Source organism: Herbaspirillum sp. VT-16-41, assembly GCF_001994935.1.
In the GTDB taxonomy this organism is placed as follows: domain Bacteria; phylum Pseudomonadota; class Gammaproteobacteria; order Burkholderiales; family Burkholderiaceae_D; genus Herbaspirillum; species Herbaspirillum frisingense.
Window position 1 is genome coordinate 1 of record NZ_MUXB01000151.1, and the last position, 26,771, is coordinate 26,771.

Consider the following 26,771-nt stretch of genomic DNA (forward strand, 5'->3'; position numbering starts at 1 on the left):
TGACCTTGCGAACCGTAACCGATGATGGTCACGTTCTTGTTCTTGATCAGGGACAGGTCTGCGTCTTTGTCGTAGAAAACTTTCATGATTTTTCCTATATTCCGAATAGCTCGAATTGAATGTATGTATGTGTGATGGGTACTGCCTGGCGCGGTCGATCAGATCTTCAGGATCCGTTCGCCGCGACCGATGCCGGAGCCGCCGGTACGGACCGTTTCCAGGATCGCAGTGCGGTCCAGGGCGTCGATGAAGGCGTCCAGCTTGCTCTTGGCGCCGGTCAGCTCGATCGTGTAGGTCTTCTCGGTGACATCGATGATGCGGCCACGGAAGATATCCGCAGTACGCTTCATCTCTTCCCGTTCCTTGCCCACTGCGCGCACCTTGATCAGCATCAGTTCGCGCTCGATGTGCGCGCCTTCCGTCAGATCGACGACCTTCACCACCTCGATCAGGCGGTTCAGGTGTTTGGTGATCTGTTCGATCACATCGTCCGAACCGGAGGTCACGATGGTCATGCGTGACAGGGTCGGGTCTTCGGTGGGTGCAACGGTGAGCGTTTCGATGTTGTAGCCGCGTGCGGAGAACAGACCCACGACACGGGACAATGCGCCGGCTTCGTTTTCCAGCAGCACAGAAATGATATGGCGCATGATTAGAGATCCTCCGAACCCAGCAACATTTCAGTCAAACCCTTGCCCGCCTTGACCATGGGCCAGACGTTCTCGGTTTGATCCGTGATGAAGTTCATGAAGACCAGCCTGTCTTTCATGGCGAAGGCTTCGCGCAGCGCACCGTCGACATCGCCCGGTTTCTCGATTTTCATGCCGACGTGGCCGTAGGACTCCGCCAGCTTGTTGAAGTCCGGCAGCGAATCCATGTAGGACTCGGAATAGCGCGAACCGTAGTCGATCTGCTGCCACTGGCGCACCATGCCCAGGAAGCGGTTGTTCAACAGGATGATCTTGGGGGTCAGGTGATACTGCTTGCAGGTCGCCAGCTCCTGGATGCACATCTGGATCGAGGCTTCGCCGGTGATGCAGGCCACGGTCGCATCGGGGTTGGCCATCTGCACGCCCATGGCGTACGGCAGGCCCACGCCCATGGTGCCCAGGCCACCGGAGTTGATCCAGCGACGCGGCTTGTCGAAACCGTAGTATTGCGCGGCCCACATCTGGTGCTGGCCGACGTCGGAGGTGATGAAAGCATCGCCCTTGGTCACTTCCCACACCTTCTGCACCACGGATTGCGGCTTGATGAATTCGTCCGAGGTAGCGAACTTGAGGCAATCACGCTTGCGCCACTCGTTGATCTGCTTCCACCAGTTGTCCAGCGCCGCGCCGTTCTGGCGGGTCTCGGCGGCATCCAGCTGGGCCAGCATTTCCTGCAGCACGTCCTTGACGTTGCCCACGATGGGGATGTCGACCTTGACGCGCTTGGAAATCGACGACGGGTCGATATCGATATGAATGATCTTGCGGGCGTTCGAGGCGAAATGCTTCGGATTGCCGATCACGCGGTCGTCGAAACGGGCACCGATGGCGATGAGCACGTCGCAGTGCTGCATGGCCATGTTGGCTTCATAGGTGCCGTGCATGCCGGGCATGCCCACGAACTTGTCGCTGGACGAACGATAGGCACCCAGGCCCATCAGGGTGTTGGTACAGGGATAGCCCAGGCGATCGACCAGCTTGTTCAACTCGGGCGAGGCATTGGCCAGGATGATGCCGCCACCGGTATAGATCATCGGACGCTCGGCCGACAGCAGCAGCTGCAGTGCCTTGCGGATCTGGCCCGAGTGGCCCTTGTCGACCGGCTTGTAGGAACGCATTTCCACCGCCTTCGGATACTCGTAGGCGCAGGTATGCATGGTGATGTCCTTCGGGATATCGACCAGCACGGGGCCGGGACGGCCGGTGGTGGCGATATAGAAGGCCTTCTTGACGGTTTCCGCCAGGTCCTTCACATCCTTCACGAGGAAGTTGTGCTTCACGCAGGGGCGGGTGATACCGACAGTGTCGCACTCCTGGAACGCATCCTGACCGATGGCAGTCGACGGCACCTGGCCGGAGATCACCACCATGGGGATGGAGTCCATGTAGGCCGTGGCCAGGCCGGTGACGGCATTGGTCACACCGGGGCCGGAGGTGACGATGGCCACGCCGACCCGTTGCGAGCTACGCGAATACGCGTCCGCAGCGTGCACGGCAGCCTGTTCGTGACGAACCAGGATGTGCTGGAATTTGTCTTGCTTGAAGATTGCGTCGTAGATATAGAGGACGGCGCCACCAGGATAGCCGAAGACGTGTTCAACACCCTCTTCAGCCAGGCAACGGACGAGTATATCCGCGCCGGTGAGTTGCTCAGCACTCATGCTGCTTCCTTTCAAGGTCCATTGGAAATTGATCGGATGTTCTCTCCTGACGGAATCGCATTCGTCGTCTTGCCGGCAGCATCCCTTTATTGTGCGGTCACGCCGTTTCTGCGCTCCAACCGTAGTGGAGTTTGAAACGCCGCTCAACGCGACTCGTTCAGCCTTGGTACAAGTTCGACTCTTACTGATTCCTCGCGCTTGTGGCACGGGTTAGAACAAACAAGCTTTAAACCTATAAAGCATTTCCTGCACCGGCACGACCTTATGTGAAGCACCGGCAAGGAACAAAAACGCCCCAGATGTGGGAGGCGGGAAACAGGACAGTAATGCGTTGCATCATTTTGGTCAAGCTAATTCAGATGGAATGGCGGCGAAATGATGGCCAGCACTCGCGTTTGTGGCGCCGCGCGGGGATAAACTTCAGGACAAAGACAGCCAACTTTGCTAGCATTCGCTCTGCTTTTTGACGATTTCTTGCATTTTTCGCATTTCGGCTGGCCAGACATGAACCTCTTTGCCCGTGTTGGCCGGCAACCCATCCGGCACACCGTATTGCATGGCAACTGACAAAGAACTCTCCGATTTTCTTGAAAGTGTCGAACGCCGCGCCTTCAAACAGGCGGTGTATGCCGTGCGCAAGGACGAAGCCGCGTTGGACATCGTTCAGGATGCGATGATCAAGCTGGCCGAGAAATACGGCGACAAACCGGTCGGCGAATTGCCGATGCTGTTCCAGCGCATCCTGCAAAACACCATCCATGACTTCTTCCGCCGCGAAAAGGTGCGCAACACCTGGGTGAGCCTGTTCTCCAGCTTTGGCGGCAACCACAGTGATGGCGACGGCCCGGACGACTTCGACGTCCTGGAAAGCCTGGAATCGGAAGACGGCTCCGAAGCCGCCGAATCCAGCGCCGACAAGGTCGAGCGCGAGCAGACCCTGAACCTGATCGATGCCGAAATACAAAAGCTGCCTACGCGTCAACGGGAAGCATTCCTGATGCGTTATTGGCAGGACATGGACGTGGCGGAAACGGCCGCCGCCATGGGTTGCTCCGAAGGTAGCGTAAAAACCCATTGCTCCCGCGCAACTCACGCGCTGGCTCAAGCTCTAAGAGCCAAAGGAATCTCATTATGAAGAACAAGGAAATGCAATTCGCCTACAAGGTGAAGCTGGCGCTTGACGCCAATCTGGACAACCTGTCCGACGACACCCTGCAAAGCCTGGCTGCTGCACGCCGGGTCGCGCTGGCACGCAAGAAACACACGCCCATGACCGTGCGCGTGGAACAGCCCGTGCTGGCAGGCGCCTTCGGCGGCGGCATGCTGCATCAGGAAAGCCCGTCCTGGTGGAACCGCCTGGGAGTGGCCGCGCCGCTGCTGGTGGGCATCATCCTCTTTGCCGGCATCTATCAGCACGAGAACGCCAAGCGCGTCTCCTACCTGGCCGACATCGATGCGGCCGTGCTCTCCGACGAGCTGCCGCTGTCGGCTTACCTGGACCATGGTTTCAACGCCTTCCTGGCAGAAAAGGGACAATAGAACGATGCGCAAGACCACCGGCACTCCCGTCAACGCCTACGCCCGCCTTTCGCGCATCGCGCTGGCGCTGGCCGTGCTGGCCGGTGGATTGAGCTGCGCCTGGACCGTGGCGCAGAACACGCAGACCGTCGCACCCGCTGCCACCCCGGCATCGCCACCTGTCGCCAGCCCCGCCAACGCTGGCGCCGCAGCAACGCCGGCAGCACCGGCTGCAGCTGCATCAGCTGCGACCACGGCAGGCACCTCCCATCCCGCCAAGTCCGCCACCAAAACCGCCGCCCGCAAGTCCGAGAGCAAGCTGGCCTGGGCCAATCTCTCGCAAGCCCAGCACGAAGCACTGGAACCGCTGACCGGCGAGTGGCCGCGCATGAGCGAGCTGCAGAAGGAAAAATGGCTGGAGATCGGCAAGCGTTACGCCAAAATGAAGCCGGAAGAGCAACAGCGCCTGCATGAACGCATGCGCGACTGGGTCAAGCTGACCCCGGCACAGCGCAGCGCCGCCCGCACCAACTACGCCCGTGCCAAGAAGCTCGATGCGGAAGAAAAGCACGAGCAGTGGACCAAGTACCAACAATTGTCCGAAGAGCAGAAAAAGAAGCTCGCCGAAGCCAAGCTGCCGCGCCGCGTTGCCAAGCTGCCGACCACGCCTTCGGCCGCTGCGCCCACTATCCAGCTTCCAGCCGAGGCACTGGATAGGCCGCTGCCCGTCGTCCCGGCCCCAAGCCCGGCCGCAGCACCTGCTCCGGCCCTGGTGCCAGGCTCGCAAGCCGCGCCGGTACCGGCCCTGACACCCACTGCAGCGGCTCCGACCACGGTAGCCGTCAGTGCCGCAGCGACCTCGCCAGCCGTGACGGCTGCAACGAACACGACGGCTGACAGCAAGTAAGCCCGCCATTCGGCCTGGTCCGATCATCCAGCCAGGTTCACCCCGTTCGTCGCCCCTCTGCTCCCCCGGCGTTTCCAACGCTTTCGCGATCGACGCAAGTCGCTACTCCACCACCTTTCCCACCTTGCGCTGGCTCAAGTCAGCGCATAGGCAAGCCGGCCCGATTGCTTTACCATCTGCGGGCCGTGCCAGCGGCATGCTTGCCCGCGATCTGGAGAGTGACCGAACCCCATCACCACCCCTCCCTGCGGCCACCACACCAACAACCAGGACCGAACCCGGACCATGACGGATTTCACCACGCCCTCCCTGCGCCGCCGCCTCAGCAGCATGCTGTATGAATCGATGCTGCTGTTCGGCGTGCTGTTCATGTCCGGCTGGCTGTTCTCCACCCTGCTGCAACAGCGCCACGCACTCTATCTGCGCCACGCTCTCGAAGCCTGGCTGTTCCTGGTGCTGGCGGTCTATTTCATCTGGTTCTGGACCCACGGCGGGCAAACCCTGGCGATGAAGACCTGGCGCTTCAGGGTCGTCGATCGCCAGGGGCAGCCGGTCGGGCTCTGGCGCGCAATGCTGCGTTTCCTGCTGGCCTGGCTGTGGATACTGCCGGGGCTGGCACTGGCCTCGCTGGCACGCGGACAACACTGGCTGCTGGTCCTGATCCCGGCGGCCAACCTGCTTCTCTGGGCGCTGACCAGCAGAGTCGATCGGCAAGGCCAGTTCCTGCACGACCGCCTCGCCGGCACACGCCTGGTCGACATCACCCCACCGCTGAAAGCGCCCCTGCAGCAAGCCGACGCCAAGTCATGAAGCGGACATGAGCGCAACGCAGCGCTCTGTTATGCTCTCGGGCGACCGCATGCGCCTGCATGCCCGCCCACCCGATCGCCCCGGACGCCAGCCCGCATGATTTCACGCATCTCCAGAACCCTGCTCCTCATCCAGTTCGGCGTTGCGATCCTGTTCTACCTCCTGCTGCGGCATTTCGAGTGGCCTATCGTGGCAGCCGCCGTGAGCGGCCTCCTCATCGTCCTGCTGCTGCGCGCGCAGATCACCGCCAACAGCTTCTTCCTGACCTGGCCGTATCGCGGCCGCACCTCCAACCCGGTGGAAATCAGCTGGCTGCAGGTCGGCACCCTGTTCCTGCGGGAGTTCCGCGCGACCATGCTGTGCTCCTCCTGGGCCATGCCCTTCCTGCGTTTCGACCAGTTCAGCTATCCCGACACGACCTCGCTACCGGTCCTGCTGATCCACGGCTATGGCTGCAACAGCGGCTACTGGCGCTGGATGAGCCTGGAGCTGCGCCAGGCCCACATCACCCACTATGCGCTGGACATGGAGCCGGTCTTCGGCAGCATCGACGAGTACGCGCCGCTGGTGCATGCCGCCGTGCAACGCGTGCTGGCCGAGACCGGCCAGAAGAAGATCGTCATCGTCGCCCACAGCATGGGCGGACTGGCCGCCCGCGCCTACCTGCGCGACCACGGCTGCGACCGCGTGGCCCGCGTGATCACCCTGGGCTCGCCCCACCATGGCACGGCCATCGCCAACTTCGGCATCGGCATCAATTGCGGGGAAATGAACTGGCTGGGCCGCTACGAAGAAGGCCGCAGCAGCGAATGGCTGCAAAAGCTGGCCGCCACCGAAGAAGCGGATGCCCTGTCGCACATCGTCTCGATCTATTCCCATCACGACAACATCATCTCGCCGCAGAGCTCGGCCCACCTGGAAGGGGCCTGGAACATCCCGGTCATCGGCATCGGCCATGTGGCGCTGGCACTGGAGCCGTCCATCCAGGAGATGGTGATCGACCTGATCCACAACGCCCGCGAATAGCATCTGAAAAGGGCCGCCAAAAAGCACAATGCCGTCCAGCAATGGCGGGACGGCATTGTGAGGACCACCGGGCAACGACCCGGCGGCTCAATAGTGCGCAATAGTGAGTGACTGCTTCTTCTTATTTCTTGGTAGCGTCCTGCAGCTTCTGACCGGCCTGCTCCATCTTTTCGCCGGTCTTCTGCGCCAGATCCTTGGCACCTTCCTTGGTCTTTTCGTAGGCTTCCTTGGCCTCTACCTTGGCCTGATCCAGGGCGCCATCGAGCTTGGAGCCGGACTCGCTGGTCTGGTCCTTGGCCTGGCCGGCCACCTCGTCAAGTTTCTTGCCGGCGTCCTGCACGGCGCCATCGATCTTCTTGCCCAGCGCCTCGGCCGGACCCGGCTCTTCCTTCTTCTGGCAGGCCGCCAGCAGGGAAATGGCGGCAACGCTCACGACCACACCGGCCAACAGTTTGGACATCTTGTTCATGTTGTCATCCTTTCCATTCATATAATCGATTCCGAAAGGTCGGAATTCGGGGAAGACGATAGCACAACAGCAAGCCCCGGCCCGCTGTCGCGAAAATTGCTTACATTTCTTGCAAATCCGTCGATCATCGCGAAAGATCGGTGAACATCAGCATTTCCTCGTCCGAAAAGCCGGCTGCCCGCCTGGCCTCCAGATTGAACGGCCCACGCAGGGGCGGCGCCTTGTGACGCAGGCACAACTGGGCGAAGGTGGCCACCGGGTCCAGCTGGCGCTGTTCGCACAACCAGTTGAACCAGCGATTGCCAATCAGCACATGGCCCACCTCGTCGCGCATGATGATGTCCAGGATCTCCGCCGCCGCCAGGTCGCCGGCCTGCGCCAGCTTGGCACGCACCGGCGGCGCCGCGTCCAGCCCGCGCGCTTCCAGCGTGCGCGGCACCAGCGCGATGCGCGCCAGGACATCGCCCTTGGTCGATTCCGCCATGTCCCACAAGGCATTGTGGGCAGTGAAATCACCATAGGAATAGCCAAGCGTCTTCAGATGGTCGGCCAGCAAACTGAAGTGATAGGCCTCTTCATCGGCGACCTGCATCCAGTCTGCGTAGAAATCACGAGGCATGCCGGGAAAGCGCCAGACCGCGTCCAGCGCCAGGTTGATGGCATTGAACTCGATATGCGCCAGGGCATGGATCAGCGCCGCCCGGCCTTCGGGCGTACCCATGGAACGATGCTTCACCTCCAGCGGCGATACCAGTTCCGGCCGCGCCGGACGGCCCGGGATGCCGCTGCCCTCGTCCAGCGCTGCCAGATCCTCCTGCTCCAGGGGCAGTTCGCCCGCCGACCACGCGGCCCGCAGGCTGCGCACTGCGCCGCACTTCATATCCGGACGGGTTTCCTTCAGGCAAGACAGGGCGGCACCACGCAGGCCGGTGAATGAAAAGACTTCATCTGGGGAAGAGGACTGATCCAAGGAACTGACTTTCAGGGAAGGTAAAATACGCGGTTGAGGACGCCGGACTTGTCTCCATATGAAGACAAGTTCACCGCAAGACAAGGCACCACATACCGACCAGCAGGTAACGAGGAGACAATTTTATTATGGCGATCTACCAATTGGAGCAGGACACCCCCGAAATCCACGATACCGCCTACGTGGCCGAGTCGTCCACCGTGGTGGGCAAGGTGAAGATGGAGGCGCACTCCAGCGTCTGGTTCAACGTGGCCATCCGTGGCGACAATGAACTCATCACCATCGGCGAGAACAGCAACGTCCAGGAAGGGGCTGTGCTGCATACCGACGTAGGCTATCCAATGGTGATCGGCAAGAATGTCACCATCGGCCACCAGGCCATGCTGCACGGCTGCACCATCGGCGAAGGCGCGCTGATCGGCATCCAGGCGGTGGTGCTCAATGGCGCCAGGATCGGCAAGAACTGCCTGGTCGGCGCCGGCGCGCTGGTGACCGAGGGCAAGGAGTTCCCCGACAACTCGCTGATCATCGGCACCCCCGCCAAGGCGGTTCGCCAGTTGAGTGAAGAAGATATCGCGCGCATGCACGCCGGCACGGACAGCTATGTCCAGCGCGCGCAACAGTTCAAGGCCAAGCTCAAGCGCATCGCCTGAGCCGCCAAGCAAAGGAAACAATGAAAGACACGCTGCAAAAATTCCTGGTCGACAACGCCCCCGTGCGGGGCGAGCTGGTCGAAATCTCCGACACCTGGCGCCAGGTCCAGGCCCGCCGCGACTATCCGGTCGCGGTACGCACGCTGCTGGGCGAGATGCTGGCGGCGTCCGCCCTGCTCTCGGCCAACCTGAAGTTCAATGGCATGATCGTCATGCAGATCCACGGCGATGGTCCGGTCAAGCTGCTGGTGGTGGAGTGCGACTCCGAACTGCAGCTGCGCGCCACCGCCAAGCTGGCCGACGATGCACAGATCGCCGACGACGCCACCCTCACCGACCTGGTCAACGCCAATGGGGATGGCCGCTTCGTCATCACCCTCGACCCCAAGGACAAGCTGCCGGGTCAGCAGGCCTACCAGGGCGTGGTGCCGCTGGATGGCGACAGCGTGGCTACCGTGATCGAAAACTACATGCTGCGTTCCGAGCAACTGGACACCAAGCTCTGGCTGGCCGCCGACGAACACGTCTCACGCGGCCTGCTGCTGCAGAAGCTGCCCACCATCGGCGGTACCGCCGCCCCCACCGCCAAGCCTGAAGGCGAGCTGGAAGCCTGGAACCACATGGTCATGCTGGGCGACACCTTGCGGCGCGAGGAATTGCTCTCCACCGACATCGCCACGCTGATGCACCGCCTGTTCTGGGAACAGAACATCCGCGTCTTCGACCCGGTACATCCGCAATTCCACTGCTCCTGCTCGCGCGAGAAGGTCGGCAACATGCTGAAGATGCTGGGCCAGGAGGAAATCGCCGAAGCACTGACGCAGATGGAGAAGCTGGCCATCGACTGCGACTTCTGCGGGCAGCACTATGAGTTCGATGCGGTGGATTGCGCGCAACTGTTCGTGGCTGATGTAAGTGGCGCGAGCGAGGCGGGAGAGGTTCGCCATTAAGGAGGCAGGCTACCCGGGAAAGGGCCGAATTTATTCGGGAATGTTCAGCAAATCGGCACGGGTAGCCACTTCAGCTGACCGGCACGGCACTGTCGCTGATGGAACGCGCTTATAATCGCCGGATGCCTTCCCCTATCCGCCCTTTCCCTGAATATTCTCGTCTGGCCCGCGACCGCGCCCCGGAGGCGATGGGTCCTCAAGACGAGAATGAACAGCGCTTGCAGGCCTTGATCCATGAAGGTCTGCAAGCCGGCCCCGCGATCAATGTTGGTATCGACGACCTCGCGGACCAGCTTCGCGCTCGTATCCACGCACGCTCCGCCAAAGCTCGTTGACGACTCGCTGACGATTTCGCGTGCGCATCAGCCTGACTCTAAGTCCCGTCGCGAAACGCGACATTCTGGATATCTCCGACTATTACGCTGACGTTTCCCTCGCCTTGGCGGAACGCTTTGTCGAAGAACTTCAACGCAGCCTGCATGGCCTCACCCAGCACCCCGACAAGGGCTCCCGACGATACGCACACCTCTTGCCAGATCGCTCGCTGCGCACGTGGCCGCTCGATCGCTTCCCCTATCTGCTGTTCTATCGTTCACACGATGAAACACTCAAGCTGCTGCGGGTACTGCATGAAAGGCGAGCGCTCACCCGCAAGCTGATGAAGCATTAGGGCCTGCCGGAAGCAAACGCCGAACGGGATCACTCCTGATCCGGCACCAGCAGCGCCATCTGCTGCGCATCCAGGTAGGTCCACTCCCCCTCCTCCAGTCCCAGCGCCTCCAGTTGCAAGCCACCGATGGCGACCCGGGACAGGGCGCTGCAATGATTGCCGGCGGCAGCCAGCATGCGCTTGACCTGATGGTATTTGCCCTGCTCCAGCACGATCTCCAGCAGGTTCTCGTCCAGTTGGCGGCAGCGGGTGGCGGCCAGCGGGGCCGGTTCGTCGTGCAGCTGCACGCCGGCCTTCAGCTGGTCGATCAGCGCCTGGGTCACCGGCTCGGCGGTGGTGGCCGCATACACCTTGGGAACATGGCGCTTGGGCGAGGATTGGGCGTGGATGAAGGCGCCATCGTCGGACATGAGCAACAGCCCGGTGGTGTCGTGATCCAGCCGCCCCACCGGTTGCACATCGCGCCAGGTGAACTGCTCCGGCAGCAAGGTCAGCACGCCCGGATGATGGCTGGGCTTGCGCGAGCACTCGATGTTGGGCGGCTTGTTGATGGCGATGTAGACGTGCTCGCGGTATTCCCACTCTTCCTCGAAGATGGTCAGCACCAGCCCGGTGGTATCTGGCGTGGCCCGGTAATCGTCCACCACTTCACCACCGATCGAGACTTCACCATCCTCGATCAGTTCACGACAATACTTGCGCGAACCGAAACCCTGCGATTGCAGGATGCGGTCCAGGGTCAGCTTGGCCATGTCAGCCTTCTCCTTGTTCGTTCTGTCCGGACTTGCCGGCCTTGGCCTGCTTGGGTTCCAGGATCTGGCGGGCGATGCCACGCAGGATGTTGACCTCTTCGGTCTCCAGCTGGGCGCGCGAGAACATGCGCTTCAAGCGCGGCATCAATTTCTTGGGATTGTCGGGATTGAGGAAATCGATGGACACCAGCGCCTGTTCCAGGTGGGCAAACATCCCCTCGATCTCGGCCACGCTGGCACTCTGGCCATGGAACCCGACCTCGCCCGGCGCGCGCGCATCGCCGCTGGTCTGCATCGGCCCGCCCTGCACTTCCAGCTCCGTCATGCGGCACTCGTAGGCCAGCACCTGCACCGCCTGCGCCAGGTTCAGCGAGGAATAATCGGGGTTGGCCGGGATGTTCAACAGCGCCTGGCACTTCTGCACCACCTCGTTGGGCAGGCCAAAGCGCTCGTTGCCGAACAGCAGCGCAGCATTGAGCCCGGTATCGCGTGACAGCTGGCCGGCCAGCTCGCGGGGGGAGACCACCGGTGGCGAAAACTCGCGCAAACGGGCGCTGACGGCGGCGGCGAAGTTGCAGCCTTGCAACGCTTCTTCGACACTGCCGACGATGCGTGCATTTTGCAACACATCCAGGGCGCCACTGGCGAAGGCAATGGCTTCATCTTCCTTGACCGCGTCCGGAAAGCGCGGATTGACCAGCACCAGCTCCGAAAAGCCCATGGTCTTGATGGCCCGCGCCGCCGAGCCGATATTGCCCGGACTGCTGGTATTGACCAGAACGAAACGCAAACGGCTGAAAAGAGATTGTCCTGACACTTGCTTGTTCATTTAAAATAGCGGGATTCGCGCCCCAGGATAGGATATTGGCAAAACGTCAATATTGCAGCAACAGATCAAACCCAGGTTGGCTCAGGTTGATCGATTTGCGCCCCGGACTGCATGGCAAACCCGCAAGCATAACAGCCGCGGGTGGCGCAACGCTCATTAATTTCATCGTCGCACTGGTTTGACTGCCGGGTTTCGCCTGGCCAGCTGTTCCGCAAGCTTGACGCGGGAGGCCGGCCCGTCGGCCATGGCGACGATGAGCAACGCAGCCATCGTCAACGATGGCCGCAATTTTAACGGAACCATCGGAATGATCATCCCACCCATGCTCAACACGGCGATCAAGGCAGCTCGCCGCGCCGCCACCATCATCAACCGCGCGTCCTTCGACGTGTCGCTGCTGAAAGTCTCCAAGAAGTCGCACAACGACTTCGTCACCGAAGTGGACAAGGCCGCCGAGGATGCCATCATCGACGTGCTCAAGAACGCCTACCCCGACCACGCCATCCTGGCCGAGGAATCCGGTGCTTCCGACAACCTGCACGATGAAAACGAAAACGTCTGGATCATCGATCCGCTGGACGGCACCACCAACTTCATCCACGGCTTCCCGCAATACTGCGTTTCGATCGCCCTGCAACAGCGCGGCATCATCACCCAGGCGGTGGTCTACGACCCCACCCGCAACGACCTGTTCACCGCATCCAAGGGCGCGGGTGCCTACCTGAACGAAAAGCGTATCCGCGTGGGCAAGCGCGACAAGATCGCCGACGCCCTGATCGGCACCGGCTTCCCCTTCCGCGACCTGGACGGCCTGAACGAATACGTCAAGATGTTCAAGGTCATGACCGAGCACAGCGCCGGCCTGCGCCGCCCGGGCGCTGCCGCCCTGGACCTGGCCTATGTCGCCGCCGGCCGCCTGGACGGCTTCTTCGAGAAGGGCCTCAAGCCCTGGGACATCGCCGCCGGCTCCCTGCTGGTGACCGAAGCGGGCGGTATCGTGGGCACCTTCAAGGGCGACTCCGACTACCTCTACAAGGGTGACGTCATCGCCGGCAGCCCGAAGATCTTCGCGCAACAGGTCAACCTGCTGTCCGAATTTGCCTGATCCTTCACTTTTGCTTAAGCTCGTCTCGTGATCACACCCCGGTAGCCGCACTGGCATTACTGCTATAGTGCCGCTACCGGCGATGACCGAGGAGACGACATGACCACCCCGCCTGACGCAGCCACGCTGCCCCAGTCCAGTCCTTCCGCCTGCGCCTTGCCGGCGGGCTACCACAGCGTCACTCCCTACCTGATCGTGCAGGCTTCCTCCGAGGCCATCGCGTTCTACGGCCGTGCCTTCGGCGCCGTGGAAGTCATGCGCCTGGACGGTCCACATGGCAAGGTCTGGCACGCCGAAATCCAGATCGGCGATGCCCGCGTGATGCTGGCCGACGAACATCCCGAACTAGGCTTCCTGAGCCCGCAGACGCTGGGCGGTGCGGGCGTGAGCCTGCTGGTCTACGTGGCCGACGTCGATGCCGTCTTCAGCCAGGCGATTGCCGCCGGTGCCGTGCAATTGCGACCGGTGCAGAACCAGTTCTACGGCGACCGCTCCGGCACCCTGCGTGATCCCTTCGGTCACGTCTGGTCGATTGCCACCCACATCGAAGACCTCAGCAACGAAGAAATCTGCGCGCGCTCGCGTGAACTGCTGGCGCGCCGCTGCAAGAAGCTGGTCGATCACAACAACTGAACCCTGCCGCACATCTCCACCCTCCCCACCATGCCCTTTGCCCTGAGCGACAGCCGCAAGATCCACTACCAGGTCGAGGGTGAAGGCCCGCCCCTGCTGTTGCACCACGGCTTTACCAGCAGCCTGGAAGCCTGGCGCTTCTTCGGCTTCACCGCCGTGCTGCGCCAGCATTACCAGGTCATCATGTTCGATGCCCTGGGCCATGGCCAGAGCGACAAGCCGCACGAAACCGCCGCTTACACCCAGCTGCAGCGCTGCCGCGACGCCGTGGCCGTGCTGGACGCCCTGCAGATCGAGCGAGCTCATTTCTTCGGCTACTCGCTGGGCGGCTGGGTCGGCTACGGGCTGGCACGCCATGCGCCACAGCGCCTGCGCAGCCTCATCCTGGGTGCCGCCCATCCGTATGAAGACCGCAGCTGGGAGGGCTTCCATGGTATCGACGGCCGCGACCCCGAGGCCTTCATCGCCACCTTCGAAGCCCTGCTGGACGAACAGATTTCGCCCCAGGTGAAGATGCTCATCCGCGCCAACGACCTGGTGGCCCTGGCCGCCGCCGCCCAGCAACCCCGTCCCTCGCAGCAAGACCTGCTGGCACGGATGGACCTGCCCTGCCTGCTCTTCTGTGGCGACGCCGATGCGCGCCATGCCGCCGTCGAGCGCACTGCGGCCTTGTTGCCACAGGCAGAATTTGTCAGCCTGCCCGGCGTCACGCATTTCGGTGGATTGATGCAAAGCGCGCTGGTACTGCCTCCCGTGCAATCCTTCCTGGCCCGGCAGCACGGATGAGCTGCCCGCATCCGCATGCAAAATAAATCACGTCGCCCGCAGACTGCGCTGTTATACTGCGGCCTGCGCGGCGTATAGCCAGTCAAGTCCGCGCCCTCCTCAAGTTCCAACCCGTTTGCCTGCGACTGGCGCCCGTACGGGGCCACAGGCCAAACCCATTTTCAGAGTCTCATGTCATTTTCCGCGCTCGGCTTGTCCGACGAAATCGTTCGTGCCGTTTCCGAACAAGGCTATACCTCCCCCACCCCGATCCAGGCCCAAGCCGTCCCCGCCGTGCTCTCCGGTGGCGATCTGCTGGCCGGCGCCCAGACCGGCACCGGCAAGACCGCCGGCTTCACCCTGCCGCTGCTGCAACGCCTCTCGGCCATGCCGCGCAACAAGATCAACGGTCATCTGCCGATCCGCGCCCTGATCCTGGCCCCCACCCGCGAACTGGCGGCCCAGGTCGAGGAAAGCGTGCGCCAGTACGGCAAGTACCTGCCGCTGACCTCGGCCTGCATCTTCGGTGGTGTCGGCATCAATCCGCAGATCACGCTGTTGAAGCGTGGCGTCGATATCCTGGTCGCCACGCCCGGCCGCCTGCTGGACCACATGCAGCAAGGCACCGTGAACCTGCAGCACATCCAGATCCTGGTGCTGGACGAAGCTGACCGCATGCTGGACATGGGCTTCATCCGCGACATCCGCAAGGTGCTCGCCGCCCTGCCGCCCAAGCGCCAGAACCTGCTGTTCTCGGCCACCTTCGCCGACGAGATCAAGAAGCTGGCCGACAGCCTGCTGAACAATCCGGCCCTGATCGAAGTGGCCCGCCGCAACTCCACCGTGGAAGTGATCGCGCAAAAGCTGCACCCGGTCGACCGCGACAAGAAGCACCCCATGCTGGCGCACCTGATCAAGACCCACCAGTGGAAGCAGGTGCTGGTCTTCACCCGCACCAAGCACGGCGCCAACAAGCTGGTCGAGCAACTGGCCCGCGACGGTATCACCGCCATGGCGATCCACGGCAACAAGAGCCAGTCGGCCCGCACCAAGGCCCTGGCCGAGTTCAAGGACGGCAAGCTGACCGCCCTGATCGCCACCGACATCGCTGCCCGCGGCATCGACATCGACCAGCTGCCGCACGTGGTCAACTATGACCTGCCCAACGTGCCGGAAGACTACGTCCACCGCATCGGCCGTACCGGCCGCGCCGGCGCCACCGGCGAAGCCGTGTCGCTGGTCTGCGTGGACGAGCGCGACCTGCTGCACGACATCGAGCGCTTCATCAAGCGCGAAATCCCGGTGGAAGTGATCGCCGGTTTCGAACCGGACCCGACCGCCAAGCCGCAACCGATCCAGCTGCGCAGCGGCCAGGGTCGTCACCAGAACGCTGGTGGCGGACGTGGCGGTCAACGCAATGCACCGCGCAAGCCGGCTGCAGCCGGTAATGGTCATGGCAATGGCGGCGCCAAGCCGGCCAATGCCGGTGGCGGCGCAGCGCAGCAGGCCAAGCCGCGTAATCCTGGCAATGGCAATGCGGCGCGTGGCCAGGGCCGTCCCCAGGGCGGCCAGGCTGGCAACGTCGGCGGCAATGGGGGTGGCAACGCTGGCAATGGCGGCAACAACGCCAATCGCGCCCCCCGCCCGGCCAATGCGCAACCGCGCAGCCAGGGTCAGCAACGCCAGAATGGCCCGCGTCCGTCCGCGCTCACGCACGGCGGCCAACGCGCCAGCGGCAAGTAATCCGGTCGCGGCACATCGATTCGATCAGAGGAAAGGGAAGACATGGCAGTTTCCGTCGTCAAGGCCGATCTCGACAATGCAGCCCACGCGGTCGCACTGTTCGAGACCCTCAACGCCTATGCCAGCGACGCCATGGGCGGCGGACAGGCCTTGTCGGACTATGTACGCCAGAACCTGGCGGCAGAACTGAAGAAACGTTCCACCGCCCATGTCTTCCTGGCCTTCGACGGCGACATCCCCGCTGGCCTGGCAACCTGCATCGAAGGGTTCTCGACCTTTTCCTGCAAGCCGCTGCTGAACCTGCATGACCTGGCCGTGATGCCGGCCTATCGCGGCCAGGGCGTGGCCCGGCAGTTGCTGGCCAGCGTGGAACAGCAGGCCCGCGCACTGGGCTGCTGCAAGCTCACGCTGGAAGTCCTGGAAGGCAATACGGTGGCCCGTTCGCTGTATCGCGCCAGCGGCTTCGAAGGCTATGAATTGAAGGCCGAGACCGGCAAGGCGATGTTCATGCAGAAACTGCTGGACTGAACCTGCCCGTTACGCCCGCCCGCACATGACAACGCCCGCATCATCGATGCGGGCGTTTTCTTTTGGGGTGGCGATAGATAACGATAACGCACGCTCAGCAGCGATACCCCGGCCCCGCCTCCTGCACCAGCCGCAAGGCCGCCTCCCAGGCCAGGTCGATGATGCCGCTGGCCTGGTCGTTGTCGAACTGGCGTGCGGCACGCAGGCGCACTTCCTCCGCCGGCAGGTGTAAGGCTGCCCCGCCCGCTTGCGCCGCCACCTGCGCCTGGCAGGCCCGTTCCAGGAAATAGATTTCATGGAAGGCCGCCGCCACCGATTCCCCCGCCGCCAGCAAACCATGGTTGCGCAGGATCATGGCCTTGTGCGACCCCAGCGCTGCCACCAGCCGCTCCCGCTCTGCGGTATCGAGGGCGATGCCTTCGTACTCGTGATAGGCCAGCTTGCCGTAGAACTTGAGCGCATGCTGGCTGATCGGCAGCAGCCCGTCACACTGGGCCGAGACTGCAATCCCGGCCGTGGTATGCGTGTGGATCACGCAATGCAGGTCCGGCCGCGCCTGATGCACCGCCGAATGGATCACGAAGCCGGCGCGATTGACCCGCTGCGCCGGCGCAGCGGTGCTGCCCATCTGCACCGCCTGCCCCTGGGCATCCACCTTCACCAGATCGGAAGCGCGCATCTCGTGGAACAGCACGCCATAGCGATTGATCAGGAAGTGACCAGACTGCCCCGGCACCCGCGCCGAGATGTGCGTATCGATCAGGTCGGTCATGCGGAAATGCGCCAGCAGCCGGTACAGCGCCGCCAGTTCGCAGCGCGCCTGCCACTCCACATCCTCGGCCCCCGTCAGGCCCAGCCGGCGCGCGGCGGCCTGCTCGGCTTCATCAAACTCGACGCCGGCCATGACTCACTTGCCCTGGTTGAGCGCGGCCGGCATGGCGCTGCCCTGCAGCTTGTACTTGGCCAGCAGCTTGTCGTAGGTCCCGTTGGCCTGCAGGCGCTTCAGGGCCTCCAGCACCGCGTCGCGCAGGCCCGGTTCGCTCTTGGAGACCGGAATGCCGGTCTCCTGCGCAAACAGCGGCTGCCCCAGCAGGACATAGGTATTGGGTTCCATGCCCTGGAAGTAAGGCAGGGTCTCGCTGCCCTGCACCGCCACGTCGATGCGGCCGGTCTTCAACTGGGTGCGCGCATCCACCGAGCCTTCAGTACCGATCACGGTGATGGCCGGCTTGCCCTTGGCTTCACAGTTATCCTTGCTCCAGCCGGCGATCTGGCCCGGCCAGTTGGTATTGCGGCTGGCACCGACCTTGGTGCCGCAGACGTCGGCGATGCCCTTGATGCGGGCCGCATTGGCCTGCAGCGTGAAGAATTGCGGGCCGGTCTTCATATAGTCGATGAAGTCGGCCACCTTCTGGCGTTCGGCCGTGTCGCTGATGGCCACCATGGCGATGTCGGCGCGGCCGGTGGTGAGCGAACTGAAGACCTGGGCGAAGGCGGTTTCCTGGTACTCCACCTTCAGGCCCAGTTCCTTGGCGATGGCCGCCCCGAGGTCGATGTCCAGCCCCATCAGCTCGCCGGTGGCCGGGTCCTTGTAGGCGATGGGCGGGTAGTTGGCCTGCGAGGCGATGACCAGCTTGCCGGCCTTCTTGATGCGATCCGGCAGATCGGCCGCGTGCGCGCCGCTGGCGGCCAGGGTGACGGTGGCGGCCAACGTAGCCAGGCCCAACATGGTCTTGTGTTTCAGCTTCACGGGATTCCCCTTTCTGGTTGAGTTCTGCAATGCCGCATCAGGCCAGGATGGCCGCGATGAATTCCTGGGTACGTCGGTGCTGCGGGCGCGCCAGCACTTCACCGGGGGTGCCGGCCTCGATCACCTGGCCGCCATCCATGAACACCACCCGGTTGGAGACTTCACGTGCAAAGCCCAGCTCATGGGTGACCACGATCATGGTCATGCCGCTCCTGGCGAGATCCTTCATCACCGCCAGCACTTCGCCGACCAGCTCCGGGTCCAGCGCCGAGGTCGGCTCGTCGAACAGCATCAGCTTGGGCCGCATGGCCAGTGCGCGGGCGATCGCCACGCGCTGCTGCTGGCCACCGGAAAGTTCAGAGGGATAGGCATCGGCCTTGCCCGCCAGGCCCACCCGGGCCAGCAGGGCCAGCGCCTCTTCCTTCACTTCGGCACGACGGCGCTTCTGCACCACCACCGGGCCTTCCATGATGTTCTGCAGCGCCGTCATATGGGCGAACAGGTTGAAGCGCTGGAACACCATGCCGCTGGCCAGACGCTGGCGGGCGATCTCACCGTCGGACAGCTCGATCAACTGCTCGCCACGGCGGCGATAGCCCAGCAATTCGCCGCCGACCCAGATGGCCCCGCCATCGATGCTTTCCAGCTGGTTGATGCAACGCAGGAAGGTACTCTTGCCCGACCCCGAGGGACCGACGATGCAGGTCACGGCACCGGCCTCGACTTCCAGGTTCACGCCCTTGAGCGCGTGGAAGCCACCGTAGTATTTCTGGACCTCATGGGCCACGATCATGGGCGTGCTCATCCTGTGGCCCCCTGTGCGCCCACCGCACGGGTACGTGCCCGGGCACGGCGCTCGCGGGCAAATACCTGTTCCAGGAAATGCTGTCCGATGGAAAACACCGTCACCACCGCCAGGTACCAGACGGTTGCCACGATCAGCAGTTCGATCACGCGGGCATTGGCGAAATAGATGGTCTGGGCGTTGTGCAGGATTTCGGAAAACTGGATCACGCTGGCCACCGAGGTCAGCTTGATCATGCTGATCACCTCATTGCCCACCGGCGGGATGATCACCCGCATGGCCTGCGGCAGCACGATGCGGCGCAAGGCGGTCAGGCGCGTCATGCCGATGGCCTTGGCGGCCTCGGTCTGGCCATTGTCCACCGCCAGGATGCCGCCGCGCACCACCTCGGCGGTATAGGCACCCTGCCCGATGCCCAGTCCCAGCAGGCTGGCCACAAAGGGCGTGATGATGTCCACCGTGCGCGCCTCGAACCAGCCGGGAATGCCCATGGTCGGGAACACCAGCGCCAGGTTGAACCACAGCAGCATCTGCAGCAGCAAGGGCGTGCCCCGGAAGAACCAGATGTAGAAGGTCGCCACCGCCTTGAGCAGCTTGTTGGGCGACATCACCATCACCGCGAAGACTACGCCCAGCACGATGCCCACCACCATCGCATAGATGGTCATGAGGATGGTGTTCAAGAGGCCCTGCAGGATCACCTTGGCCGTCATGAACTTGGCCACCACCGCCCACTCGATCTGGCCGTGGGCGAAGGCGTGTACCACGAAGCCCAGCGCCAGCAGGATCAGCGCGGCCGACAGCCAGCGTCCGTAGTAGCGGCGCGGTACCACCTTGAGGTGGTCGATGGCATAGGGAGAGATGGTGCTCATGCTGTCGCTCCCGCTGTTGTTCCCGCTGCTGATGGCAACACCGCCTGCTGCGTCCACTGGCGCTGCGCGGCCACGGTAGCCTGCAATCTTTCCAGTTGAACCTGCACCTGCAGCGGTGCGGTACCGCCATCGCCGCTACGCGCCGCCACAGCGGCCTCGGGCGTGAGAACCGTTCGTACTTCTGGCAACAGATGTGAACTAATGACTTTCAACTCTGCATCGCTCAACTGGTGCAGCTCCACTCCGCGCTCTTCGCAGGCGCGCACCATGGCACCCGTGATCTCGTGCGCCTGGGCGAACGGCACACCGCGCCGCGACAGCCAGTCCGCCACTTCGGTGGCGAGGGTGAAGCCCTGGGCGGCATCGGCACGCATGCGCTCCTTGTTCACCTGCAGCGTGCGCATCATGCCGGCCATGGCGGGCAAGACCATGTGCAGCACATCGATGGCCTCGAAGGCCGAATACTTGTCTTCGGACAGGTCGCGATTGTAGGAAAACGGCAGCCCCTTCAAGGCCACCAGCATGTCCATCAGCAGCGAGATCAGACGGGCCGAACGGCCGCGGGTGAGTTCGGCGATATCGGGGTTCTTCTTCTGCGGCATGATGGAACTGCCGGTGGAGAAGGCATCGTCCAGTTCCACCCAGCGGAACTGGCGCGACACCCACAGCGTGACTTCTTCCGACAGGCGCGAGAGATGCGTCCCCAGCATGGCGCAGACGAACAGGAATTCGGCCACGTGATCGCGGCTGCCGACGGCATCGATGGAGTTTTCACAGGGGCCGTCATAGCCCAGCTCGGCGGCCGAGATCGCCGGATGCAGGGCAATGGCCGACCCCGCCATGGCCGCCGCGCCCAGCGGCGAATACGCTGCGCGCCGATCCCAGTCGATCAGGCGCGAGATGTCGCGACTGAAGGTCTGCGCATGGGCCAGCAACTGGTGCGCAAACACCACCGGCTGCGCCGCCTGCAGATGGGTGAAGCCAGGCACCAGCGTATCGAGATGCTGGCCGGCCTGGTGCGTCAGGGCGTCCTGCAGGTCCAGCAGCAAGGCGCCGATGGCGCGTGCCTGCTCGCGCAGGTAGAGCTTGAGGTTGTTGGCGGCCTGGTCATTGCGCGAGCGGCCGGCCCGCAGCTTGGCGCCGGTCGGGCCGAGCGCTTCCACCAGCACGCGCTCCATGAAGGTATGCACGTCTTCGTCGCCTGCGGTGGGCCGCACGGCACCACTGGCGATGGCGGCATCAAGTTCGCCGAGCTTGGCGACGATGGCATTGCATTCGGCCTCGGTCAGCAGCCCGGCCAGGCGCAACTGGCGCGCATGGGCCTGGGACGAGACGATGTCGAAACGGGTCAGCCGGAAATGATCCAGGCCGCCCCGCGAGAGTGTCATCAGGGCCGGGTCGGGTGGCGAACGGAAACGCGCGCCCCAGAGGCGGGTATCAGTCATGCTGCTTCCTTCTCATGCGGTAGTGGCGGGGTGATGCAATGGGTTGCGGTATCGGGCGCGCAATCAGGCACGATATCAGGCACGATATTTCACACCCGGGAAGACACAGAGCATTTCGTATGCCAGGTTGGCCGCCACCAGCGCCGTGGTGCCGGCCTGGTCATAGGGTGGCGAGACCTCGACCACATCGGCCGAGACGATGTCCAACCCCTTGCAACCACGGATGATTTCCATCCCCTGCTGCACCGTGAGTCCGCCGATTTCCGGCGTGCCGGTGCCGGGCGCGAAGGCCGGATCGAGGCCATCGATATCGAAGGTGAGATAGACCGGCCCGTCGCCCATCTGCGCGCGCACCTCTTCCATCAGCGGCGCCAGCGAGCGATGCCAGCACTCCTCGGCCTGCACCACCCGGAAACCCTGGGCGCGGCACCAGTCGAAGTCGTCGGCGTGGTAGCCCGTGCCGCGCAGGCCGATCTGCACCACCCGCCTGGGGTCCAGCAGGCCCTCTTCGAAGGCGCGCCGGAAGGGTGTGCCGTGGGCGATCTTCTCGCCGTTCATGGTGTCGTTGACGTCGGCATGGGCGTCCACATGGATCAGCCCGACCGGTCCCCGGTGACGCGCCATGGCCCGCAGGATGGGCAGCGTCAGCGTATGGTCGCCGCCCAGACTGATGGTCTTGCAGCCGGTGGCATAGATGGCGTCATAGGCCTCCTCGATCATGCGCACCGAATCCAGCAGGCTGTAGGGATTCAAGGCCACGTCGCCGAGATCGGCCACCTTCAGCGAATCGAAGGGCGCAGCCCGGGTGGCCATGTTGTAGGGGCGCAGCAGCACCGATTCGGTGCGGATCTGGCGCGGACCGAAACGCGTGCCGGAGCGGTTGGAAGTGCCGATATCCAGCGGCACACCGACGAATCCGACGTCCAGGCCAGCGGGATTTTCCACATGCGGCAGCCGCATCATGGTGGCAATCCCCCCAAAACGGGGCATCACATTACCCCCGAGGGGCTGATATAGTGCATGTTCCATCGATGCTTATCCTTGTATCGCCAATGAGCTTGAATGCATTCTAGCGAGGCAGGATTAGCGAAAATATATCGATGTGGCGACGTTTACATCGATTTCCATCAATGTAAGAATGCGGTCTTCCCCCGGCCTCGCCGCCCTCCCCGCCCAACCCAGCCCCGCCCACTCATCATGCTCAACAATGTCTTCGATCTGGACCTGCGCCTGATCCGCGTCTTCCTGGCGGTGGTGGATTCGCACGGGGTGTCGGCGGCACAGGCCAAGCTCAATGTGGGCCAGTCCACCATCAGCGCCCAGTTGAACACGCTGGAGACGCGCCTGGGCTTTCGCCTCTGCGAGCGCGGCCGGGCCGGTTTCAAGCTCACCGCCAAGGGCGAGAAGTTTGCCGATTCGGCGCGCCGCATGATGGATGCGCTCTCCGAGTTCGGCATGGAAGCCCGCAATCTCGACAAGCGCCTGGTCGGCACCCTCTCCATCGGCTTGATCGGCCACACCCCGGCCCACCACAACACCCGGCTCTCGGACGTGATTCGCCAGTTTCGCCAGCGTGATGAGGCGGTGCGCATCGAACTGCTGGTGCGCACGCCCAGCGAGCTGGAAGAGATGCTCCTGAACGGCAGCATCCAGATCGCCATCGGCTACTTCTGGCGCCGCGTCACCGCCCTGCAGTACACGCAGCTGATGCTGGAGCGCCAGGTGGCCTACTGCGCCCCGCCCCACCCGCTGTTCGACCAGCCCGGCGAGATAGCCCCGGAACAGGCCGCGCAACACGCCTGGGCCTGGCGCGACTACCCGGTGCCACCCGGCCATGTGCCCATCCACCGACGCAACATCATGGCCGTGACCGGCAATATGGAAGCCATGTCCATCCTCATCCTCTCCGGCCAGCACCTGGGCTACCTGCCCGAGGAGATGGGGCGCGAGTATGTCGCCCGCGGGCAGATGCGGGCTTTGAACCGGACCGAGCTGTCCTATGAGGTTGGCATCAGCGTGGTCACCAATCGCAGCAGCGTGAACGAACCCATCGTGGCGGCCTTCCTGGAAGACCTGAAGGCGGCACAATAAGCCACGGCGAAGCGCAGCAGGACGCAAAAAAAGGGCAATGCCTGCGCATTGCCCTTGAGCGATGTTGATACGGAATCTCTCCGAACCGGCCCTTCGATACGACGCTATCGCGTCTACTCAGGGCGAACGGAGCCTATGCACTGCCGTCCCGCCACCACCGGCCGTTCGACCTGAGTAGCGCCGCAGGCGCATATCGAAGGCTCACCGGCGGCCCAGGTCGGAGTCGATGTGCAGCCGCTCCTCTACCACCGACCGTTCGACCTGAGTAGCGCCGCAGGCGCGTATCGAAGGCGCAGCGGCGCTTCCGTTCTTGGCGCGCCACACCACGATCAAGCCGCCATCGCCATCCCGCGCGACTTGCCCGAGCTGAGATAGCTGGCGATCGAATCCTGGGTCACTTCGCCCAGGTAGCTGCCATCGTTGGCGATCACCGGCATCCAGCTGGTGCTGTGCTTGTACATCTTGGAGAGCACCACGCGCAGGTTTTCATCCGGGGCGGCGTTCATGGTGAAGGGACGGACCATGTCCTCGGCCACGCCGGTATTGCCGCGCACATCACGGCGGGTCAGGTAGCCCAGGGCGCGGTTGTCGGCATCGATGATGGTCAGATAGCGCGAATCCTGGTCATCCATCAGCGCCAGGGCCTGGTCGCAGGACACATCCGGCTGCGCCGTGGCCGGGGTGGTGGCGGCCTCGCCGGCACGCACCAGCAGCAGGCGCTTCAAGGTGTGATCCTGGCCGACGAAGGCGCCCACGAAATCATCCTTGGGACGGGCCAGCAAGGTATCGGGATTGTCGAACTGCACCAGCTTGCCGGCGCGGAACACGGCCACCTTGTCGCCCAGCTTGATGGCTTCGTCGATGTCGTGGCTGACCATGATGACGGTCTTGTTCAACTGCCGCTGCATCTGGAAGAACTCGTTCTGGATCGATTCGCGGTTGATCGGATCGACCGCGCCGAAGGGTTCATCCATCAGCAGCACCGGGGCGTCCGCCGCCAGGGCGCGGATGACGCCGATGCGCTGCTGCTGGCCGCCGGACAATTCGCGCGGGTAGCGCTTGAGGAATTTCTTCGGATCCAGCGCCACCATGGCCATCAGCTCGGTAGCGCGCTCGTGGCAGCGCTTCTTGTCCCAGCCCAGGAGGCGCGGAACGATGGTGATGTTTTCCTCGATGGTCATGTTGGGGAACAGGCCGATCTGCTGGATCACATAGCCGATATGGCGGCGCAGTTCGACTTCATCGATGCCGGAGGTGTCCTGCCCGTTCAACAGCACGCGGCCCGAGGTTGGATTGATGAGGCGGTTGATCATCTTCAGGGTGGTGGTCTTGCCGCATCCCGAGGGGCCGAGGAAGACGCAGATTTCGCCTTCGGCCACCTTCAGGCTGACGGCATCCACCGCCTTGACCTGGGTGCCATCCTTTTGGGTGTAGGTCTTGCTCAGTTGGTCCAGTTCGATCATTTTTGAACTCCTTTCGGTGTCAGGATTTTCTGCAGTCGTTGCAGCAGGGTGTCGGCGATGATCGCAAGGACGCTGATCATCACGGCGCCGACCACGAGTTTTTGCATATTGCTCTGGCTGATGGCATGCAGGATCAGCACGCCCAGGCCGCCGGCGCCGATGACGGCGGCAATGGCCATCACGCCGATATTCATCACCACGGCGGTACGCACGCCGCCCAGGATCACCGGTACCGCCAGCGGCAGGTCCACCATGCGCAGGCGCTGCCAGAAGGTCATGCCGATGCCGATGCCGGCCTCCTTGACGCCGGCCTCGATGTTTTCCAGCGCGAGGTAGGTGTTGCGCATGATCGGCAACAGCGAATACAGGAACACGGCGGTGATGGCCGGCAAGGGGCCGATGCCCGCGCCGAATTTGGAGAACACCGGGATCATCAGCCCGAACAGGGCGATCGAGGGCAGCGTCAGCACGATGGTTGCCAGGCCCATCAGCGGGCCGGCCAGCCAGCGCACGCGCACCACCAGGATGCCCAGCGGCACACCGAAGAGGATCGCCAGGCTGACCGCGATACCCACCAGCTTCAGGTGTTGCAGGGTCAGTTCAAGGATGTTGGGCCAGTCCGATTGCAGGTATTGGAAGATGTTCATGGTGTCCTCCTCAGATCAGGCCGGCTTGCTTGAGGAAGTCGGCGGCCACCTTGGCCACCGGTTCCTGGTCGATGTCGACGCGCTTGTTCAGTTCGGTCATGGTCGCCGTGTCGATCTTGGCGGCCAGTTCGTTCAATTGCGCTGCCAGCTCGGGGTTCTTCTCCAGGATGTCCTGGCGCACCACCGGGGTCGCCTTGTAGGCGGCGAAGTAGCCCTTGTCATCCTCCAGCAGCTGCAGGTCGAAGCCCTTGATGCGGCCGTCCGAGGCATAGGTCAGGCCGACGAAGAGCTGTTCGTTCTTCAGGGCCGTATAGACCAGCCCCGGGTCCATCTGCTTGACCTCGCTGCGATCGAGCTTGAAGCCATAGAGCGCCTGCATCGGGCCCAGGCCATCGGGACGGGAGGCGAACTCGTAGTCCACACCCATGAGGTGGGGCTTGTTGCCTTCGCTGTCATCCTCGTTGATGCGCTTGGCCAGGTCCTGCAGTGAATGAATCTGATATTTCTCGGCCAGCTCGCGCGGCATGGCGAAGGCGTAGGTATTGTTCAACTCGGACTGGTTCAGCCAGGTCAGGCCACGCGGGGCGTCCAGCTCCTTGACCTTCTGGTAGATCTGGTCGGGATCGAGCTTGTCCTCTATGTGGTTGTAGACGATCAGGGCAGTGCCGGTGTAGTCCCAGACGATGTCGAGCTGTCCGCTTTCCAGGGCCGAACGCATCAGGGTGGTACCCAGGCCGTTCTTCAATTCGGTGTCATAGCCCTTGGCGCGCAAGTATTGCGCGGTCATGTCCGAGAGCAGCAATTGCTCGGTGAAATTCTTGCCGCCGATGACCAGGTTCTGCGCCTGCGCACGGGCCGCGCCGAACATGGCCAGGCCCATGGCGAGGGCACACAGGGCGTATTTTGCGATGGTCTTGATTGTCATGCTTTCCTCTCTACCGCTCTGCCGATGCGACGGCGTGCGGTCGTTCTTGTGATGGAAGTCTGCGCTGCGCGGCT

The 26,771-nt window shown here is 63.2% G+C and carries 30 protein-coding genes; 15 read left to right on the forward strand and 15 right to left on the reverse strand.

The genetic code is table 11. The features are described 5' to 3' along the window. Window positions 1-158 precede the first annotated feature (158 nt). Both ilvN and BTM36_RS23680 read right to left on the reverse strand, forming a co-directional pair. Entirely contained in the window at window positions 159-650 is a 492-nt protein-coding gene (gene ilvN / locus BTM36_RS23675; protein WP_006712888.1) for an acetolactate synthase small subunit, read from the reverse strand. Between the two features lie 2 nt (window positions 651-652). Then, the gene (locus BTM36_RS23680) at window positions 653-2,371 is read right to left on the reverse strand and encodes an acetolactate synthase 3 catalytic subunit (protein ID WP_077238202.1); all 1,719 of its coding nucleotides are present in this window, start codon (window positions 2,369-2,371) and stop codon (window positions 653-655) included. 556 nt (window positions 2,372-2,927) lie between these two features. On the opposite strand from BTM36_RS23680, the gene BTM36_RS23685 reads away from it, so the two are divergent. The 5 genes from BTM36_RS23685 (at window position 2,928) to BTM36_RS23705 (ending at window position 6,632) form a co-directional block, all read left to right on the forward strand. Beyond that, a complete protein-coding gene (locus tag BTM36_RS23685) occupies window positions 2,928-3,506 on the forward strand; it encodes an RNA polymerase sigma factor (RefSeq protein ID WP_006712884.1) in 579 nt (192 codons plus the stop codon). Continuing rightward, a complete protein-coding gene (locus BTM36_RS23690; protein ID WP_006712883.1) occupies window positions 3,503-3,910 on the forward strand; it encodes a DUF3619 family protein in 408 nt (135 codons plus the stop codon). The genes BTM36_RS23685 and BTM36_RS23690 overlap by 4 nt, the downstream gene beginning before the upstream one ends. Window positions 3,911-3,914: 4 nt before the next feature. Next, the gene (locus BTM36_RS23695) at window positions 3,915-4,796 is read left to right on the forward strand and encodes a DUF3106 domain-containing protein (protein ID WP_077238203.1); all 882 of its coding nucleotides are present in this window, start codon (window positions 3,915-3,917) and stop codon (window positions 4,794-4,796) included. Window positions 4,797-5,081: 285 nt separating this feature from the next. Then, entirely contained in the window at window positions 5,082-5,606 is a 525-nt protein-coding gene (locus BTM36_RS23700) for an RDD family protein (RefSeq protein ID WP_077238204.1), read from the forward strand. A gap of 96 nt (window positions 5,607-5,702) precedes the next feature. Next, on the forward strand, window positions 5,703-6,632 hold the full coding sequence (locus BTM36_RS23705; RefSeq protein WP_077238205.1) for a triacylglycerol lipase: 930 nt from the start codon (window positions 5,703-5,705) through the stop codon (window positions 6,630-6,632). A gap of 121 nt (window positions 6,633-6,753) precedes the next feature. On the opposite strand, the gene BTM36_RS23710 is transcribed toward BTM36_RS23705, so the two are convergent. Continuing rightward, entirely contained in the window at window positions 6,754-7,101 is a 348-nt protein-coding gene (locus BTM36_RS23710) for a hypothetical protein (protein ID WP_077238241.1), read from the reverse strand. A 124-nt stretch (window positions 7,102-7,225) separates the two neighbouring features. Beyond that, window positions 7,226-8,071, reverse strand: coding sequence for a ferritin-like domain-containing protein (locus BTM36_RS23715; protein WP_077238206.1), 846 nt, complete (start codon window positions 8,069-8,071; stop codon window positions 7,226-7,228). 128 nt (window positions 8,072-8,199) lie between these two features. Between BTM36_RS23715 and BTM36_RS23720 the strand changes: the two genes are divergently transcribed. The 4 genes from BTM36_RS23720 (at window position 8,200) to BTM36_RS23735 (ending at window position 10,344) form a co-directional block, all read left to right on the forward strand. Beyond that, window positions 8,200-8,724 (forward strand): gamma carbonic anhydrase family protein, encoded by a 525-nt coding sequence (locus BTM36_RS23720; RefSeq protein ID WP_006712877.1) that lies wholly within the window; start codon window positions 8,200-8,202, stop codon window positions 8,722-8,724. 20 nt (window positions 8,725-8,744) lie between these two features. Next, complete coding sequence (hslO, locus tag BTM36_RS23725) at window positions 8,745-9,674, forward strand: Hsp33 family molecular chaperone HslO (RefSeq protein WP_077238207.1); 930 nt, start codon at window positions 8,745-8,747, stop codon at window positions 9,672-9,674. Between the two features lie 98 nt (window positions 9,675-9,772). Next, the gene (locus tag BTM36_RS23730; RefSeq protein ID WP_139347264.1) at window positions 9,773-10,009 is read left to right on the forward strand and encodes a hypothetical protein; all 237 of its coding nucleotides are present in this window, start codon (window positions 9,773-9,775) and stop codon (window positions 10,007-10,009) included. 20 nt (window positions 10,010-10,029) lie between these two features. Further along, window positions 10,030-10,344, forward strand: coding sequence for a type II toxin-antitoxin system RelE/ParE family toxin (locus BTM36_RS23735; protein WP_077238209.1), 315 nt, complete (start codon window positions 10,030-10,032; stop codon window positions 10,342-10,344). Window positions 10,345-10,373: 29 nt separating this feature from the next. On the opposite strand, the gene BTM36_RS23740 is transcribed toward BTM36_RS23735, so the two are convergent. Together BTM36_RS23740 and BTM36_RS23745 are read right to left on the reverse strand one after the other, a co-directional pair. Then, on the reverse strand, window positions 10,374-11,096 hold the full coding sequence (locus BTM36_RS23740) for a pseudouridine synthase (protein ID WP_077238210.1): 723 nt from the start codon (window positions 11,094-11,096) through the stop codon (window positions 10,374-10,376). Between the two features lies 1 nt (window position 11,097). Then, window positions 11,098-11,925, reverse strand: a complete 828-nt coding sequence (locus BTM36_RS23745; protein WP_077238211.1) for an RNA methyltransferase — start codon at window positions 11,923-11,925, stop codon at window positions 11,098-11,100. A 307-nt stretch (window positions 11,926-12,232) separates the two neighbouring features. On the opposite strand from BTM36_RS23745, the gene BTM36_RS23755 reads away from it, so the two are divergent. The 5 genes from BTM36_RS23755 (at window position 12,233) to BTM36_RS23775 (ending at window position 16,699) form a co-directional block, all read left to right on the forward strand. Then, complete coding sequence (locus BTM36_RS23755) at window positions 12,233-13,030, forward strand: inositol monophosphatase family protein (RefSeq protein ID WP_034334500.1); 798 nt, start codon at window positions 12,233-12,235, stop codon at window positions 13,028-13,030. Window positions 13,031-13,129: 99 nt separating this feature from the next. Continuing rightward, entirely contained in the window at window positions 13,130-13,663 is a 534-nt protein-coding gene (locus tag BTM36_RS23760; protein ID WP_077238212.1) for a VOC family protein, read from the forward strand. A 30-nt stretch (window positions 13,664-13,693) separates the two neighbouring features. Next, window positions 13,694-14,449 carry an alpha/beta fold hydrolase gene (locus BTM36_RS23765; protein ID WP_077238213.1) on the forward strand — a complete coding sequence of 252 codons (756 nt, stop codon included), beginning with the start codon at window positions 13,694-13,696 and terminating at the stop codon, window positions 14,447-14,449. Window positions 14,450-14,620: 171 nt separating this feature from the next. Then, complete coding sequence (locus BTM36_RS23770) at window positions 14,621-16,171, forward strand: DEAD/DEAH box helicase (protein WP_077238214.1); 1,551 nt, start codon at window positions 14,621-14,623, stop codon at window positions 16,169-16,171. 42 nt (window positions 16,172-16,213) lie between these two features. After that, complete coding sequence (locus BTM36_RS23775; protein ID WP_077238215.1) at window positions 16,214-16,699, forward strand: N-acetyltransferase; 486 nt, start codon at window positions 16,214-16,216, stop codon at window positions 16,697-16,699. A 94-nt stretch (window positions 16,700-16,793) separates the two neighbouring features. Here BTM36_RS23775 and BTM36_RS23780 read toward each other — a convergent pair whose 3' ends face one another. From BTM36_RS23780 to speB, 6 genes are all read right to left on the reverse strand, one after another. After that, window positions 16,794-17,603 carry a class II aldolase/adducin family protein gene (locus tag BTM36_RS23780; protein ID WP_254427081.1) on the reverse strand — a complete coding sequence of 270 codons (810 nt, stop codon included), beginning with the start codon at window positions 17,601-17,603 and terminating at the stop codon, window positions 16,794-16,796. A gap of 3 nt (window positions 17,604-17,606) precedes the next feature. Continuing rightward, on the reverse strand, window positions 17,607-18,449 hold the full coding sequence (locus BTM36_RS23785) for an ABC transporter substrate-binding protein (RefSeq protein ID WP_006464565.1): 843 nt from the start codon (window positions 18,447-18,449) through the stop codon (window positions 17,607-17,609). Window positions 18,450-18,486: 37 nt separating this feature from the next. Beyond that, on the reverse strand, window positions 18,487-19,254 hold the full coding sequence (locus BTM36_RS23790) for an amino acid ABC transporter ATP-binding protein (protein ID WP_077238216.1): 768 nt from the start codon (window positions 19,252-19,254) through the stop codon (window positions 18,487-18,489). After that, on the reverse strand, window positions 19,251-20,126 hold the full coding sequence (locus BTM36_RS23795) for an amino acid ABC transporter permease (protein WP_077238217.1): 876 nt from the start codon (window positions 20,124-20,126) through the stop codon (window positions 19,251-19,253). Before BTM36_RS23795 ends, BTM36_RS23790 begins: the two co-directional genes overlap by 4 nt. Further along, entirely contained in the window at window positions 20,123-21,571 is a 1,449-nt protein-coding gene (argH, locus tag BTM36_RS23800) for an argininosuccinate lyase (RefSeq protein ID WP_077238218.1), read from the reverse strand. Before argH ends, BTM36_RS23795 begins: the two co-directional genes overlap by 4 nt. Before the next feature lie 75 nt (window positions 21,572-21,646). Beyond that, window positions 21,647-22,600: an agmatinase gene (gene speB / locus BTM36_RS23805; RefSeq protein WP_006464558.1), complete on the reverse strand. Its 954-nt coding sequence runs from the start codon at window positions 22,598-22,600 to the stop codon at window positions 21,647-21,649. A 168-nt stretch (window positions 22,601-22,768) separates the two neighbouring features. Between speB and BTM36_RS23810 the strand changes: the two genes are divergently transcribed. After that, window positions 22,769-23,662, forward strand: a complete 894-nt coding sequence (locus BTM36_RS23810) for a LysR family transcriptional regulator (RefSeq protein ID WP_006464556.1) — start codon at window positions 22,769-22,771, stop codon at window positions 23,660-23,662. Window positions 23,663-23,991: 329 nt separating this feature from the next. On the opposite strand, the gene BTM36_RS23815 is transcribed toward BTM36_RS23810, so the two are convergent. Genes BTM36_RS23815 through BTM36_RS23825 form a run of 3 tightly spaced genes read right to left on the reverse strand, consistent with a single transcriptional unit; the run spans window position 23,992 to window position 26,697 of the window. Then, window positions 23,992-25,125 carry an ABC transporter ATP-binding protein gene (locus BTM36_RS23815; RefSeq protein WP_006464555.1) on the reverse strand — a complete coding sequence of 378 codons (1,134 nt, stop codon included), beginning with the start codon at window positions 25,123-25,125 and terminating at the stop codon, window positions 23,992-23,994. After that, the gene (locus BTM36_RS23820; protein ID WP_006464554.1) at window positions 25,122-25,772 is read right to left on the reverse strand and encodes an ABC transporter permease; all 651 of its coding nucleotides are present in this window, start codon (window positions 25,770-25,772) and stop codon (window positions 25,122-25,124) included. Before BTM36_RS23820 ends, BTM36_RS23815 begins: the two co-directional genes overlap by 4 nt. 10 nt (window positions 25,773-25,782) lie before the next feature. After that, window positions 25,783-26,697 carry a glycine betaine ABC transporter substrate-binding protein gene (locus tag BTM36_RS23825; protein ID WP_077238219.1) on the reverse strand — a complete coding sequence of 305 codons (915 nt, stop codon included), beginning with the start codon at window positions 26,695-26,697 and terminating at the stop codon, window positions 25,783-25,785. Between the last annotated feature and the right edge of the window lie 74 nt (window positions 26,698-26,771).

Excerpts from the sequence above, each read along its gene's own strand:
- ilvN (WP_006712888.1), bottom strand. The coding sequence starts at position 650 with ATGCGCCATATCATTTCTGTGCTGCTGGAAAACGAAGCCGGCGCATTG.
- BTM36_RS23680 (WP_077238202.1), bottom strand. The coding sequence starts at position 2,371 with ATGAGTGCTGAGCAACTCACCGGCGCGGATATACTCGTCCGTTGCCTG.
- BTM36_RS23685 (WP_006712884.1), top strand. The coding sequence starts at position 2,928 with ATGGCAACTGACAAAGAACTCTCCGATTTTCTTGAAAGTGTCGAACGC.
- BTM36_RS23690 (WP_006712883.1), top strand. The coding sequence starts at position 3,503 with ATGAAGAACAAGGAAATGCAATTCGCCTACAAGGTGAAGCTGGCGCTT.
- BTM36_RS23695 (WP_077238203.1), top strand. The coding sequence starts at position 3,915 with ATGCGCAAGACCACCGGCACTCCCGTCAACGCCTACGCCCGCCTTTCG.
- BTM36_RS23700 (WP_077238204.1), top strand. The coding sequence starts at position 5,082 with ATGACGGATTTCACCACGCCCTCCCTGCGCCGCCGCCTCAGCAGCATG.
- BTM36_RS23705 (WP_077238205.1), top strand. The coding sequence starts at position 5,703 with ATGATTTCACGCATCTCCAGAACCCTGCTCCTCATCCAGTTCGGCGTT.
- BTM36_RS23710 (WP_077238241.1), bottom strand. The coding sequence starts at position 7,101 with ATGAACAAGATGTCCAAACTGTTGGCCGGTGTGGTCGTGAGCGTTGCC.
- BTM36_RS23720 (WP_006712877.1), top strand. The coding sequence starts at position 8,200 with ATGGCGATCTACCAATTGGAGCAGGACACCCCCGAAATCCACGATACC.
- hslO (WP_077238207.1), top strand. The coding sequence starts at position 8,745 with ATGAAAGACACGCTGCAAAAATTCCTGGTCGACAACGCCCCCGTGCGG.
- BTM36_RS23730 (WP_139347264.1), top strand. The coding sequence starts at position 9,773 with ATGGAACGCGCTTATAATCGCCGGATGCCTTCCCCTATCCGCCCTTTC.
- BTM36_RS23740 (WP_077238210.1), bottom strand. The coding sequence starts at position 11,096 with ATGGCCAAGCTGACCCTGGACCGCATCCTGCAATCGCAGGGTTTCGGT.
- BTM36_RS23745 (WP_077238211.1), bottom strand. The coding sequence starts at position 11,925 with ATGAACAAGCAAGTGTCAGGACAATCTCTTTTCAGCCGTTTGCGTTTC.
- BTM36_RS23755 (WP_034334500.1), top strand. The coding sequence starts at position 12,233 with ATGATCATCCCACCCATGCTCAACACGGCGATCAAGGCAGCTCGCCGC.
- BTM36_RS23760 (WP_077238212.1), top strand. The coding sequence starts at position 13,130 with ATGACCACCCCGCCTGACGCAGCCACGCTGCCCCAGTCCAGTCCTTCC.
- BTM36_RS23765 (WP_077238213.1), top strand. The coding sequence starts at position 13,694 with ATGCCCTTTGCCCTGAGCGACAGCCGCAAGATCCACTACCAGGTCGAG.
- BTM36_RS23770 (WP_077238214.1), top strand. The coding sequence starts at position 14,621 with ATGTCATTTTCCGCGCTCGGCTTGTCCGACGAAATCGTTCGTGCCGTT.
- BTM36_RS23775 (WP_077238215.1), top strand. The coding sequence starts at position 16,214 with ATGGCAGTTTCCGTCGTCAAGGCCGATCTCGACAATGCAGCCCACGCG.
- BTM36_RS23780 (WP_254427081.1), bottom strand. The coding sequence starts at position 17,603 with ATGGCCGGCGTCGAGTTTGATGAAGCCGAGCAGGCCGCCGCGCGCCGG.
- BTM36_RS23790 (WP_077238216.1), bottom strand. The coding sequence starts at position 19,254 with ATGAGCACGCCCATGATCGTGGCCCATGAGGTCCAGAAATACTACGGT.
- BTM36_RS23795 (WP_077238217.1), bottom strand. The coding sequence starts at position 20,126 with ATGAGCACCATCTCTCCCTATGCCATCGACCACCTCAAGGTGGTACCG.
- argH (WP_077238218.1), bottom strand. The coding sequence starts at position 21,571 with ATGACTGATACCCGCCTCTGGGGCGCGCGTTTCCGTTCGCCACCCGAC.
- speB (WP_006464558.1), bottom strand. The coding sequence starts at position 22,600 with ATGGAACATGCACTATATCAGCCCCTCGGGGGTAATGTGATGCCCCGT.
- BTM36_RS23810 (WP_006464556.1), top strand. The coding sequence starts at position 22,769 with ATGCTCAACAATGTCTTCGATCTGGACCTGCGCCTGATCCGCGTCTTC.
- BTM36_RS23815 (WP_006464555.1), bottom strand. The coding sequence starts at position 25,125 with ATGATCGAACTGGACCAACTGAGCAAGACCTACACCCAAAAGGATGGC.
- BTM36_RS23820 (WP_006464554.1), bottom strand. The coding sequence starts at position 25,772 with ATGAACATCTTCCAATACCTGCAATCGGACTGGCCCAACATCCTTGAA.
- BTM36_RS23825 (WP_077238219.1), bottom strand. The coding sequence starts at position 26,697 with ATGACAATCAAGACCATCGCAAAATACGCCCTGTGTGCCCTCGCCATG.